The organism is Nitrospirota bacterium (assembly GCA_040754395.1).
GTDB lineage: Bacteria > Nitrospirota > Thermodesulfovibrionia > Thermodesulfovibrionales > SM23-35 > JBFMCL01.
Map to the genome: position 1 here is coordinate 165,256 of JBFMCL010000001.1, position 12,839 is coordinate 178,094.

12 protein-coding genes and 1 other RNA gene are annotated in these 12,839 nt (G+C 50.3%); 11 read left to right on the forward strand and 2 right to left on the reverse strand.

Annotated features, from left to right (window positions below; genetic code table 11):
• Window positions 1-63 precede the first annotated feature (63 nt).
• From AB1552_00780 to ftsH, 10 genes are all read left to right on the forward strand, one after another.
• Window positions 64-1,191 carry a glycosyltransferase family 4 protein gene (locus AB1552_00780; GenBank protein ID MEW6052310.1) on the forward strand — a complete coding sequence of 376 codons (1,128 nt, stop codon included), beginning with the start codon at window positions 64-66 and terminating at the stop codon, window positions 1,189-1,191.
• Between the two features lies 1 nt (window position 1,192).
• Complete coding sequence (rfaP, locus tag AB1552_00785; protein ID MEW6052311.1) at window positions 1,193-2,047, forward strand: lipopolysaccharide core heptose(I) kinase RfaP; 855 nt, start codon at window positions 1,193-1,195, stop codon at window positions 2,045-2,047.
• A 105-nt stretch (window positions 2,048-2,152) separates the two neighbouring features.
• The gene (locus tag AB1552_00790; GenBank protein ID MEW6052312.1) at window positions 2,153-3,454 is read left to right on the forward strand and encodes a UDP-glucose/GDP-mannose dehydrogenase family protein; all 1,302 of its coding nucleotides are present in this window, start codon (window positions 2,153-2,155) and stop codon (window positions 3,452-3,454) included.
• Window positions 3,455-3,473: 19 nt separating this feature from the next.
• Window positions 3,474-3,917, forward strand: coding sequence for an SsrA-binding protein SmpB (gene smpB, locus AB1552_00795; protein MEW6052313.1), 444 nt, complete (start codon window positions 3,474-3,476; stop codon window positions 3,915-3,917).
• 58 nt (window positions 3,918-3,975) lie between these two features.
• Window positions 3,976-4,325: a transfer-messenger RNA gene (gene ssrA, locus AB1552_00800) on the forward strand.
• Window positions 4,326-4,468: 143 nt separating this feature from the next.
• On the forward strand, window positions 4,469-5,467 hold the full coding sequence (locus AB1552_00805; GenBank protein MEW6052314.1) for an N-acetylmuramoyl-L-alanine amidase: 999 nt from the start codon (window positions 4,469-4,471) through the stop codon (window positions 5,465-5,467).
• Between the two features lie 102 nt (window positions 5,468-5,569).
• The gene (locus tag AB1552_00810) at window positions 5,570-6,130 is read left to right on the forward strand and encodes a GerMN domain-containing protein (GenBank protein MEW6052315.1); all 561 of its coding nucleotides are present in this window, start codon (window positions 5,570-5,572) and stop codon (window positions 6,128-6,130) included.
• Window positions 6,120-6,935 (forward strand): glutamate racemase, encoded by an 816-nt coding sequence (gene murI / locus AB1552_00815; GenBank protein ID MEW6052316.1) that lies wholly within the window; start codon window positions 6,120-6,122, stop codon window positions 6,933-6,935. The genes AB1552_00810 and murI overlap by 11 nt, the downstream gene beginning before the upstream one ends.
• Window positions 6,936-7,129: 194 nt before the next feature.
• Window positions 7,130-7,861, forward strand: coding sequence for a ribonuclease PH (gene rph / locus AB1552_00820; GenBank protein MEW6052317.1), 732 nt, complete (start codon window positions 7,130-7,132; stop codon window positions 7,859-7,861).
• 116 nt (window positions 7,862-7,977) lie between these two features.
• Window positions 7,978-9,786 (forward strand): ATP-dependent zinc metalloprotease FtsH, encoded by a 1,809-nt coding sequence (ftsH, locus tag AB1552_00825; GenBank protein ID MEW6052318.1) that lies wholly within the window; start codon window positions 7,978-7,980, stop codon window positions 9,784-9,786.
• A 63-nt stretch (window positions 9,787-9,849) separates the two neighbouring features.
• Here ftsH and chrA read toward each other — a convergent pair whose 3' ends face one another.
• Window positions 9,850-11,175, reverse strand: coding sequence for a chromate efflux transporter (gene chrA, locus AB1552_00830; GenBank protein MEW6052319.1), 1,326 nt, complete (start codon window positions 11,173-11,175; stop codon window positions 9,850-9,852).
• 27 nt (window positions 11,176-11,202) lie between these two features.
• Window positions 11,203-11,862, reverse strand: coding sequence for a transposase (locus AB1552_00835; protein ID MEW6052320.1), 660 nt, complete (start codon window positions 11,860-11,862; stop codon window positions 11,203-11,205).
• Window positions 11,863-11,949: 87 nt separating this feature from the next.
• On the opposite strand from AB1552_00835, the gene folP reads away from it, so the two are divergent.
• Complete coding sequence (gene folP, locus AB1552_00840; protein MEW6052321.1) at window positions 11,950-12,801, forward strand: dihydropteroate synthase; 852 nt, start codon at window positions 11,950-11,952, stop codon at window positions 12,799-12,801.
• Window positions 12,802-12,839: the final 38 nt, after the last annotated feature.

Below are 12,839 nucleotides of genomic sequence, written 5' to 3' on the forward strand. Positions count from 1 at the left end.
TGTCATGCACATGGAAACTTATTATCAGAAAAAGGTCGGAAATATGTGTGAACGACTCTCACGATGAAACTGGCATTCTGTCTGTTTAAGTATTTCCCGTTCGGAGGGCTTCAGCGCGATTTCAGCCATATCGCGCAGGCCTGCAATGTCCGCGGGCACTCGATCCGGGTATTCACCATGTCGTGGGAAGGCGGGATTCCCGAAGGATTTCAGGTCTCCCGCGTAACAGGACATGGCATAACCAATCACCGGCGCTGCTGGAACTTCTCAAAAAAGGTCAATGAACACCTGGGAAAAGACCCTCATGACCTGGTAATCGGATTCAATAAAATGCAGGGGCTGGATGTGTACTATGCGGCTGATCCGTGTTACAAAGCCAGAGTAATGGCCGAAAAAAGCCTGCTCTATCGGCTGGGGCCCCGTTGCCGGACATACCTTTCCATGGAAAAGGCGGTGTTTTCACCTTCTTCGGCTGCACATATCCTGCTCATTTCCGAGAAGGAAAAAGACAAATATATCCGGTATTACCACACACAGGAAAACCGTTTTCAAAATCTCTCGCCGGGCATTTCTGCTGACAGGGTCCTGCCGGGAAACCCCCGTGAGGTCAGAGAAAAGGTCCGCACCGAACTGGGTGTCGGCAGGGATGAATTATTGCTTCTCATGGTCGGTTCGGGATTCAGGACCAAGGGACTCGACCGCGCGCTTCAGGCACTGGCAGGCCTGCCGGAGACACTCAGAAGCAGGACAAGACTTTTCGTAATCGGCAAAGGGAAGGCTCAGCCGTTTGCATCGATCGCACAAAAACTGCGGGTCGACAGGCAGGTGCATTTCCTTGGCGGCCGAGACGACGTCCCGCGGTTTATGGTGAGTGCCGATCTCCTGCTACATCCTGCATATTCAGAAAACACGGGGACCGTGCTGATTGAAGCAATGGCGTCCGGACTGCCGGTGCTTGCAACCGACATCTGCGGATATGCCTTCCATGTGGAAAAGGCAGGCGGAGGCCTGCTGATACCGTCGCCTTTTGCACAAAAGGTACTTGACAGGCTTCTGCTGCACATGCTCACCTCCCCTGAACGCACGACATGGGCACAGAACGGCATGCACTACGTAAAAGTGAATGATTTTTTCCGCATGCCGGAAAAGGCTGCGGATATTATCGAAGCCCTGGCTTCAAAAGGAACCTGAAGTGATCGATCTCCGCACAGATTTCCGGGAGTATTTCAAGGGGGACGATGTATTTGATCAGATACTGCACCTTCAGGGCAGGGTATTCCGGGAACACAAGAACCGCAAGACCCTCCGCATCGTGAAAGACGGAAGGGGGTATTTCGTGAAGATCCACCGCAAAACGGGATTAAAGGAAATCTTCAAGAATATCATGAATCTCCGCCTGCCTGTGCTTGGAGCCAGAAACGAGCTGAATGCCATCAAAAGGATGGAAGAACTTGGCATTGATACCATGAAAGTGGCCGGATTCGGCGAGCGGGGGATTGCCCCTGCCTGGCAGGACTCCTTTCTTATCACCGAGGAACTCGAAAACACCGTCAGTCTCGAAGACCTTGCCCGAAGGTGGAAGACCGATCCCCCCGAATTGCGCCTGAAGCGCGCTATAATCGCAAAAGTCGCAGACATTGCACGTGTCCTTCATCAGAATGGAGTAAATCACCGCGACTTTTACCTCTGTCATTTCCTTCTTGAGCTGACCGGAGACCCCCGCTCGCGTACCAGTCAGAAAGGCGGGGGTACCGAAAAAGACCGTGTGAAGATCTACCTCATTGACCTGCACAGGGTCCAGATCCGCGATCGCACCCCTTCACGATGGATAGTCAAGGATCTCGCAGGTCTTTACTTTTCAGGAATGGATGCCGGTCTCACCCGGCGGGATCTGTTCAGGTTCATGAAAGCTTACCGCGGGAAGCCCCTGCGGACTCTTCTGAGAGATGAAAAGGAGCTCTGGGGTCGGGTTTCCCGGCGTGCCTTCAGGTTATACAAGAAGCATTTTCATCGGGTTCCCGGATTTTCCGGCAAGTATAAGGGCTGACCCTTTGACTGCCGATTCCCTTCATTGACCGCCGTATTTATAACATTCTATAATCGTAACGATCGGAGAAAATACCATGACAGATTCCAATTTAACGGAGGATGTATGCATATCGGAATAATCGGCACAGGGTATGTAGGTCTTGTAACAGGCGCATGTTTTGCCGAATTCGGCTTATTCGTGACCTGTATGGACAAGGATGAAAAAAAGATCAGTGCGCTCAAGAAAGGCGATATCCCGTTCTATGAACCGGGCCTCGCTGAGCTGGTGAAGAGGAATCTCGCTCAGGGAAGACTCTCCTTCACGACAAAAATCGCAAAGGCAGTCGAATCCTCCCTGGTAATTTTTATCGCGGTGGGAACGCCCCGGCGGGGAGATGGCTCTGCTGATATGAAATATGTGGATGAGGTTGCGCGGGAAATTGCGAAACACATGGACGGCTACAAGGTAATCGTTACCAAGAGCACGGTTCCTGTCGGGACAGGAGAACGAATCCGCGAGATTATCCTGAAGAACCAGAAGGACCGGATTGACTGTGATATTGTTTCAAACCCGGAGTTTCTAAGGGAAGGTTCGGCGATTGAGGATTTTATGAGGCCCAATAGGGTAGTGTTAGGGGCAAAGAGCCCCCAGGCTGTTGCAATAATGAAAGATCTGTACAAGCCTCTCTACCTCATCGAGACCCCATTTGTGGTGACCACTATCGAGACCGCTGAACTGATCAAGTATGCATCGAACTCCTTTCTTGCGGTAAAGATCTCGTTTATCAACGAAATGGCGAACCTCTGTGAAAAAGTCGGCGCAGATGTCCATATGGTGGCAAAAGGCATGGGGCTCGATCAGCGGATCGGGGCAAAGTTCCTTCACCCGGGCCCCGGGTACGGGGGCTCCTGTCTCCCAAAAGACACCAATGCCCTTCTGAGGATAGCCAAGGAACATGATGTCTGGCTCGGCATCGTGGATTCAGCAGTGAAGGCGAATGAAACCCAGAGGGAGATGATGGTCAGAAAGATCATGGAGGCGGCAGGTCCGCTGAAGGGTAAAACACTCGCTATGCTCGGGCTCTCGTTCAAGCCGAATACCGATGACATACGCGACGCACCTGCGCTGTTCATCATCGGCAGACTTCTCGGGGAGGGAGCTAGGATAAAGGCGTATGACCCAGTATGCATGAAAGAGGTGGAAAAAATCCTTCCCCGCGTGAAGTACTGCAAGGATTCGTATGATGCGGCAAAAGGGGCTGATGCGCTCGTGATTGTGACTGAATGGAACCAGTTCAGAAACCTCGAGCTTGATAAAATTCAACGCCTCCTGAAGGAACCCTGCTTTATTGATCTGCGAAACATCTACGACCCGCAGAAACTCAGGGAAAAGGGGTTCCGCTACTACTGTGTGGGCAGGGCATAGAACATGGTAAAATGAAACGGTGAAGGTCATATGCCAGAACAGAAAAGCCTACCACGATTACCATATTGAAGAAGCGGTAGAGGCAGGTATTTCCCTGCTGGGGACAGAGGTGAAATCCCTGCGGGAAGGCAAGGCCAATCTGAAGGACAGTTATGTAGTAATCAAGGCCGGGGAAGCGTTCCTTCTGAACTGTCACATCAGCCCTTACAGCCATGGAAATATCATGAACCATGACCCTGTGAGAACGCGCAAGTTGCTCCTGCACAGGAAAGAAATCGACAGGATGGGAGGAAAGGCTGCAGCCAAAGGGTATTCACTCATCCCTCTGAAAATATATTTCAAGGGGTCGTTTGCAAAAATCGAGGTAGGCCTTGCAAAAGGCAAGAGGCTTTTTGAAAAACGTGATACAATAAAAGAAAGAGAAGCCCGCAGAGAAATCGAGCGGGCGATGAAAGGCAAATAGCCCTGGCCAAGGAGCAGAACTCCCGATGCTCAGGGCTGTGCGCGATTCGCAATACACCGGGGGCGAAAGGGCTCGACGGGGGTAGCGAGGATCAGGTTGCATGTCGTGGTTCCGTCACCACGTAAAAAGGCGGAAAAACTCACAAACGCCAACAACGAACTGGCACTCGCTGCTTAATTAACTAAGCAGCCGCTGCCCTGAAATTGTCTGTGTTTCAGGTAACGGCGTCATTCAGCAGGCTGGTTCCGGGGAGTCTCCCCTGGCTCCGGGGCAAGACATAAGGGGATGGAATTCCGGGACGCCCGCCTTCCGGCAGCCCGGGATTTGAGATGCAATAGGAAGGATACACATGTAGAAGCCTGAGAGTAGCGCTTTCGGACGCGGGTTCAATTCCCGCCGCCTCCACCATTACAGTCGGGTATGCTGATGGCATCCCGTTGCGTGATCTGACAGAGTATTCCAAAAATCTGACGATTAGCGGTACACTAAGGAAGCAAATAACAATAATTTGTTCATAAAGTCGGTTTTTCCGACGGGGAAAGAGAGGATATGTGCGGGTAAAAAAGACGGCAGGTGCGTTCCTGTGCATAATGGTATGCATGGCGCTCACCCTCTCTGCCCAAACCAAGCACGATGTCCTTCTCAAATTCAGCCTGCAGGAAGGCTTGTTGCGGATTGTGCTTGAGACGAATGAAACCTTTGTGAACAGGGCAAAGATCACTACGTCCGCTTCGGATATCAAGATAGATTTTCCCGAACCTTTTCAGCTGTCCTCCGAAAAAACGCTTCCCTTTGAAATCACCGCGTCCGATCGTTCCCTTGCGGTTTCCCTCAAAGAAAGGAGCGAAATAAAATTCTTCCGGCTTGCGTCGCCTTCGCGGCTGGTGTTCGATATTCAGAAAAAAGAACCTGCTCCGGAAAAACTGCCTCCTCAGCAGCATGAAAAGAAACCTGAGCAGCAGCCGGAAAAACAGACAGCCCAGATTCTTCCCAAGGTTTTTGTGATCGACGCCGGACACGGCGGCTATGATTTCGGGATAACGTCCGGTGCGGTCAGCGAAAAGGAGATCAACCTCAGCCTTGCAAAGGACCTCGGCGCCGCCCTTGCCAAGAAAGGCAAAAGGGTGCTGTATGTCAGGAAGGTCGACCAGTATGCAACAATTGCCGACCGTATCTCGATGGGTAACCAGAAAAACACGGATGTCTTTATCAGCCTGCATGCTTCATCATCAGGGAGCTTTGTGATCTACAGCCCGAAATTCGAAGAACAGGAATCAAATGACGTCCTTGACACCTACAGCCTCTCCCTGAGACAAAAGAAATACACAGGAAAGAGCAAAGCCCTGGCCGACAGCATCGAAAAAGCGATAACGGCAGATTTCAAGGAACAGGTCATACGAAGGGAAATGCCGCTTCCCGTCCTGAACTCAATCGGTGCAGCCGCCGTCCTCGTCGAATACCCTTCGCCAAAAATGGCAACCTATGACCAGCCGACAAGGTCCAGACTGACAACCGCACTCATGAACGGCCTTACCGCATATGGACAATAAACGTATCTTTATCCGCATAGCAACGAATATCTCCCGCAGACGCTTCTCTCGTCACTCTCTGCGATTGGCTGCCGGCTACATGACCGTCCTGGAGCATATGGCATGAATATCAACAAAACGACCCGCCTGATTCTCCTGGTTCTGCTGTTCGTGTCCGGCGTCGTCGGCGGATATTTCTATTTTGCGAAGATTATTCCCGGGGAAAAGGCATCCGAGGGATTGCCCGGTTCCTCAGCCGGTCATGAAGAGCTTTTTTCACTCAGGCTATATTATCCGGTCGAAAATCACCTCCAGACCGAGGAACGGAGGATCCCGAGGAAAACAGGGCAGATCACAATCGCCGAAGCCGTGGTGCTCGAATACCTTCAGGGACCATCAGCCGGAACTCCTTCGTATATGCCGAAGGACGTGAAGATTCTCGGCATCTATAAGGGGGCGGACAGAATACTTTACATCAATCTCTCGGACGAGTTCCGCAGGAATTTTCAGGGAGACGCAATAGCAGAATTTCTTCTCCTGAAAGGCCTGTATGAAAGCCTGATTTCAAATGTCGAGAACATCCAAGATGTAAAAGTCCTTCTTGAAGGGAAGGAAGTCGAGACACTCGGAGGGCATCTCTATCTCCTGTATCCCCTGAAGGATATTGTTTCATATGAGTATTGATACGAGGAACAGGCCGATCGGTGTCTTTGATTCCGGGATAGGAGGGCTGACGGTTCTGAAGGAACTCCTGAGGGAACTTCCGGATGAAAACACCATTTATCTTGGAGATACCGCGCGCGTTCCTTACGGTATCAGGTCAGCCGAGACGGTCATCAGGTACTCATTCGAAAACACGAGGTTCCTCTGCGCAAAGGATATCAAGCTCCTGGTCATCGCATGCAACACCGCTTCCTCCGTAAGCCTTAGTGCGGTAAAAGGCAGCGTGTCCATTCCTGTAACAGGGGTTATCGAACCAGGGGCGAAGGCAGCTGCCGGGGCTACAAGGAACAAAAAGGTCGGCGTAATCGGAACCGAGGCGACAATAAGGAGCAGCGCTTACACAAAAGCAATCAATGCCATTGATGAGAGCATTGAAGTCTTCGGGCTTGCATGCCCGTTGTTTGTTCCTTTGGTCGAGGAAGGCTGGACCGAGGGACAGATAGCTACCATGATCGCCAGACAGTATCTTCACGGGATCAGAGATAAGGGGATAGACACGGTGGTGCTCGGATGCACACATTATCCTCTTCTGAAACAGGTAATTGCTGATGTCATGGGTGATGGTGTTACCCTCATCGATTCTGCGGTTGAGACCTCACGGGAGATCAGGCTGATCCTTGATGCACTCGGATTGAGAAAAGACGGCGCGGGCACTCCTTCACGGGAATTTTTTGTCACGGACTCCGCGGACAGGTTTCTCAAGGTGGGAGAGAAATTCCTTGGCCGGAAAATAGAGAACATAGCGCAGGTTGCAGTCGGAATTTAACCGAATTAATGACAAAACGGCACCTGATGTCCTTTCAGCAAACGAGTGTTCCCGCTCTGTCATTCAGGGCACAGTGGGGCATATTGGGGAGAAACATCATGTCACTGTTCCCCGATATGACCGGATAAAGAATCGTCCGGAAACACCACCAGAATTGACATTGGATAACTGACATTCACGCATATGGAGGATAGATGAGGATTGACGGAAGGAAAAACAACGAGATTAGGGATGTAAAAATCCAGAGAAATTTTCTGGAAAATGCAGAAGGTTCTGTATTGATCTCCATGGGAAACACACGGGTCATCTGCACTGCATCGATTGAGGAGAGGGTGCCTCCTTTTCTCAAGGACCAGAAACGGGGATGGATAACTGCAGAGTACTCGATGCTGCCGAGAGCCACACCCACAAGATCCATGAGGGAATCCTTCACCGGAAGAATAAGCGGCAGGACCCATGAAATACAGAGGCTGATCGGCAGGGCGCTCAGATCAGTGGTAAACCTTTCAGGGTTCGGGGAAAGAACAATATGGATAGACTGTGATGTGCTTCGGGCTGACGGGGGGACCAGGACAGCAGCGATCACCGGCGCGTTCATCTGCATGTCCGATGCATTGGAATATGCCTTCAGAAACGGGCTTATCGAAAATATTCCGATAACCGACTATCTCGCTGCCATCAGTGTCGGGATCGTCAATAATGAGCCGATGATCGACTTATGCTATGCAGAAGATTCTTCTGCAGAGGTAGATATGAACATCGTAATGACAGGGAACGGTCAGTTTGTCGAAATACAGGGAACTGCCGAAGGAAGTCCTTTTTCGAGGGAATCTCTCGAAAGCCTGCTTAAACTTGCAGAGGAAGGCATCAATACCCTGATAAATCTCCAGAAAACGCTCTTGCAGGAAAACACTATCGGCTTCTAAAAAAGCTGTTCACATGTGCTAAAATATAACCTGAAGGTTTTTTTATTTCCCCCCTCAGTGTGAAGGGTCAGAAAAAGAAGGAATACGTGTAGAACAATTTTTCAGAGGTGAATGCATTGAACACATACAGGAGTTTATTTGTCTGGCTGCTGATCGGCGTCATGATGATTCTCATGTTCAACCTCCTCAGTACGCCCAAGAAAGCAGAACAGGAAATGATATTTTCCGAATTCATGACCAGGCTCGAGGCCGGGGAAGTGGTTGACGTAACCATGAAGGGCAGCGTCATAACCGGTCAGTTAAAAGATGGCAAGCAGTTCAAGACATATGCCGCAGAGTTCCCTGACCTTGTGAAGACCCTGCGCTCGAACAATGTGAAGATATCGGTAAAACCGGAAGACCAGAATCCCTGGTACTGGAACCTCTTCTTCTCCTGGGGACCTATCATCTTCCTTGTTGCGATCTGGATCTTCTTTATGCGCCAGATGCAGACAGGCGGGAATAAAGCCCTTTCATTCGGAAAAGCAAAGGCAAAACTCGTATCCGAGAAATCCGTGAAGATAACCTTTGCCGACGTCGCCGGCATAGAAGAGGCAAAGGCTGAAGTACAGGAAATTATCGATTTTCTCAAGGATCCCCAGAAGTTCCAGAAACTCGGCGGAAAAATCCCCAAAGGGGTTCTTCTGGTAGGCGCTCCCGGCACCGGCAAGACGCTGCTGGCAAGGGCTATCGCAGGAGAGGCAGGTGTCCCGTTTTTCTCAATATCCGGGTCCGACTTTGTGGAAATGTTTGTCGGCGTCGGTGCATCGCGTGTGAGGGACCTTTTCGACCAGGCGAAGAAAAACGCCCCCTGCATCATCTTTATCGATGAGATAGACGCGGTCGGCAGGCACAGGGGAGCAGGTCTTGGAGGGGGACATGACGAACGCGAGCAGACCCTGAATCAGCTTCTTGTTGAAATGGACGGGTTTGAGGCCAATCAGGGTGTTATTATCATTGCAGCCACAAACAGGCCTGATGTGCTCGATCCTGCGCTCTTGCGGCCGGGAAGGTTTGACCGGCAGGTAATTGTTCCTCCGCCTGATGTCAAAGGGAGGCTCGAGATACTCAAGGTGCATACCAGAAATATCCCTGTTGACGAAAAAGTCAGTCTCGATGAGATCGCAAGGGGGACACCCGGCTTCTCCGGGGCAGACCTTGAAAACCTTGTAAATGAAGCCGCCCTGCTCGCGGCCAGAAAGGCCAAAAACAAGGTGGAGAGGTCGGATTTCGAGGCGGCAAAGGACAAAGTACTGATGGGTGTTGAAAGAAGAAGCATGATTATCAGCGAAGAAGAGAAAAAGAACACCGCATACCATGAAGCCGGACATGCACTGGTCGCGAAGCTTACCCCAGGCACAGACCCGCTTCATAAGGTGAGCATCATTCCGAGAGGCAGGGCCTTGGGCGTGACACAGCAGCTTCCGATAGACGACAAATATACCTATTCAAAAGATTATCTTCTGAACGCCCTGATGGTGCTTCTCGGCGGGAGGGCCGCAGAAGAGATCGCACTGAACCACATGACCACAGGTGCAGGCAATGACCTTGAGCGCGCGACGAATCTCGCACGCAAGATGGTCACTGAATGGGGCATGTCCGAAAAACTTGGCCCCCTGACCTTCGGCAAAAAAGACGAGCAGATATTCCTTGGACGGGAGATTGCACAGCACAAAGACTACAGTGAGAAAACTGCGGTCGAAATAGATGAAGAAGTCAAGAGAATCGTGACTGACGCATACAATTCAGCCAAAAGCCTCCTTACAAAACAGCGGGACCTTCTCGAACTGTTCGCAAAGACCCTTCTCGAAAAAGAGACCATGGACATTACCGAGATAGACGCCCTAATTCATGATATGCAGTCAGGGAGCGCTGTTCAGGCATAGGCACGACCGGAACCTGAAAAAAACGACGACTCCCAGCAGCGCGTTCTGACAGTCCTTTCTTTCCTAAAGCAACAGGGAGTATACCAACCCAACCACCGCACATGCGCCAATAACTGAGACAATGCCTGCCTTGTACCTGAATAGCGCAATAAACGCTGCTATTCCAATTAAGGCGGCAAACCACTCGAACCTTGCATCAAAACCATGAGGCCACAGCACATGATAGGCAAAAAAAACGGCCAGATTGATCACGACACCAGCCACCGCAGCCGTAATACCGGTTAAGGGCGAGGTAAATCTGACTTCATGTCTCGTTGCCTCAACTGCCGGACCGCCCACCAGAATAAACAGAAACGACGGCAAAAATGTAAAAAATGTGGCAACACCCGCGCCTGCTGCGCCTGCCAATGGCAGCATCTCAGGCCCAAAAAGCTCCTTGGTCCAGCCGCCCACAAAACCCACAAAGGCAACAACCATGATCAGCGGACCAGGCGTGGTTTCGCCCAGCGCAAGTCCGTCAATCATCTGTGGACCGCTCAACCAGGCATAGTGCTCAACACCTCCCTGATACACATAGGGCAGAACTGCATACGCACCCCCAAACGTGACGAGTGCAGCCTTGGTAAAAAACCAGCCCATTTGTGTGAGCGTACCTTCCCATCCTCCTGCCATGTAAAGCATACCCATGACACTGCTCCAGATAAGAAAACCTATCAACGCGAATACAATGACCCGGCTCCATTTGAAGCGGGCATGGGGGGGAACAGGGGTATCGTCATCAATGAGCGCAGGACCAAAGTCCTTGCGTGATTCTGCATGATGCCCAACCGCCCTGAATTTATTGGGTATAAAGTGCGAACCGGCATAACCGAGAATGCCTGCCATCAGCACGATATAGGGAAAAGGCACGTTGAAGGCAAAAATCGCGATGAACGCAAGGATAGCGATGGCACGAAGCATATTGTTTTTCAACACGCGCGAGCCAATGCGGTAGGCCGCAAAGACCACAATAGCCGTCACCGCAGGTTTTATCCCGTATAAAACACCCGCTACCGCCGGCATGTCACCGTATGCAAGATAAATCCATGTTAAGGCCATCAGCATGAATAATGAAGGAAGCACAAACATAACGCCGGCAACAATGCCCCCCCTCACGCCGTGCATAAGCCAGCCAATATAGGTCGCCAGCTGTTGCGCTTCAGGCCCCGGCAGCACCATCGTATAATTGAGCGCATGCAGAAAACGATGCTCGGAAATCCATCTCCGTTTCTCGACCAACTCCTGATGCATCATGCTTATCTGACCTGCCGGTCCGCCAAAACCGGTAAGACCCAGCTTGAGCCAATAGCTAAATGCTTCCGAAAACGATACCACTTTTTGCTGATCCATTTTTTTTATTAGGGACAACCCCCAATTTTATTTCTTTCTTGGTCTTCCTCTTTGCTCTGGCTTCAATTTGCGATGTAATATCTCTTCTAACATATCCACAAATTTCGTTCCGCCAAACGGTCTGCCAGACGATGTCGCTTTCCTTATCTTCTTCTGGAATGTTTCTTCAAGTATCATTTTTGCATATTCATTTTGTTCTTCATCTCTTAACCATTTATGAAGTGCTAAGGTATTGTCAGTTCTTCCATTTATATGCTCTTGAGCGCTTGACCATCTCCACTCTTCAGGATGTTTCACAATCTGCGCTCTCACCGGGTTCATCTCTATATACTTGACTACAGCCCACAAATATTCCTCCTTTTCCACAGGACATGAAAAATAGCGATTCTGCCACAGTCTGCCACTTCGGTTATATTTGGCATTGAAATGCTGTGCATACAAAAAAGTCACGCCATGTAAACATTTCCCTAATCCTTCTGCACTGACTGGAGTTAGCAAAAGATGGAAATGGTTGTCCATCAGACAATATGCCCATACCCCAGATTGAGTTCTTTTTGTCCATTGATCGAGCAATCTAAGAAAATAGAGATAATCTTCAGAATCAATAAAGATTTCTGACCTATTCGTCCCCCTTTGGGTAATATGATGCGGATATTGTGGAACTACAATCCGTGCTATCCTTGGCATAGTGAATGATAGTAGAAATATGGAGTTATTTCAATAAAAATTAGGGGGTTGTCCCTATTATTTACGGATAAAATGATACAATAGACCATGAAAGTTAAATGGAAAAATTTCTGTCTCGACTTCTCACAGAGAACACATATCATGGGCGTCCTGAATGTCACTCCGGATTCCTTCTCTGACGGCGGACGCTATTTTGATGAATCCTCCGCAACAGCACATGCGCTCCGGATGGCCCGGGAAGGCGCCGATGTCCTTGATATCGGTGGAGAATCCTCAAGGCCCGGCGCAGAACCGCTGCCCCTTGAAGAGGAATTGAAGCGAACAATCCCTGTTATTGCACGCATTGTAAAAGAGATCAGCATCCCGATATCCATTGATACCTACAAGGCAGAGGTAGCGCAGAAAGCGCTCGATGCAGGCGCCTCGATAGTGAACGATATAAGCGGACTGCGGTTTGATCCTGAAATGGCCCGGATCGTCGCCCGCTATGAAGTCCCTGTTGTCATCATGCACATGAAGGGCACCCCAAGGGATATGCAGAAGAATCCTGTGTACGATGATCTGATTCAGGAGATACTCGACTATCTAAGGAAAGGCATAAGGACAGCAGAGGAATCGGGCATAGCAGAGGACAGGATCATCATAGATCCGGGAATCGGTTTTGGAAAGACGTTTGCACATAACCTTCAGATTATTCATAAGCTCCATGAATTCACTCTTTTGGGGAAACCGGTGCTCATCGGTCCGTCCAAAAAGGCGTTTATCGGGAAGGTCCTTGGAGATGTGCCTCCCGACGAACGGCTTGAGGGCACGGCCGCAGCAGTGGCCATATCCGTCATGAACGGAGCCAGCCTTGTCCGTGTCCATGAGGTGAGGGAAATGGCAAGGGTGGTGAAGGTAGCCGATGCGATCAGAAGGATGAAAATACATGATGCATAAAGTTGTCGCTACTGTTTCTGTGTTCCCTTTGGAGAGCG

What these genes read in the sequence shown, in the direction of transcription:
- AB1552_00810 (MEW6052315.1), top strand. Translation starts at nt 5,570, where the DNA reads ATGAATATCAACAAAACGACCCGCCTGATTCTCCTGGTTCTGCTGTTC.
- rph (MEW6052317.1), top strand. Translation starts at nt 7,130, where the DNA reads ATGAGGATTGACGGAAGGAAAAACAACGAGATTAGGGATGTAAAAATC.
- AB1552_00790 (MEW6052312.1), top strand. Translation starts at nt 2,153, where the DNA reads ATGCATATCGGAATAATCGGCACAGGGTATGTAGGTCTTGTAACAGGC.
- AB1552_00780 (MEW6052310.1), top strand. Translation starts at nt 64, where the DNA reads ATGAAACTGGCATTCTGTCTGTTTAAGTATTTCCCGTTCGGAGGGCTT.
- folP (MEW6052321.1), top strand. Translation starts at nt 11,950, where the DNA reads ATGAAAGTTAAATGGAAAAATTTCTGTCTCGACTTCTCACAGAGAACA.
- AB1552_00835 (MEW6052320.1), bottom strand. Translation starts at nt 11,862, where the DNA reads ATGCCAAGGATAGCACGGATTGTAGTTCCACAATATCCGCATCATATT.
- murI (MEW6052316.1), top strand. Translation starts at nt 6,120, where the DNA reads ATGAGTATTGATACGAGGAACAGGCCGATCGGTGTCTTTGATTCCGGG.
- chrA (MEW6052319.1), bottom strand. Translation starts at nt 11,175, where the DNA reads ATGGATCAGCAAAAAGTGGTATCGTTTTCGGAAGCATTTAGCTATTGG.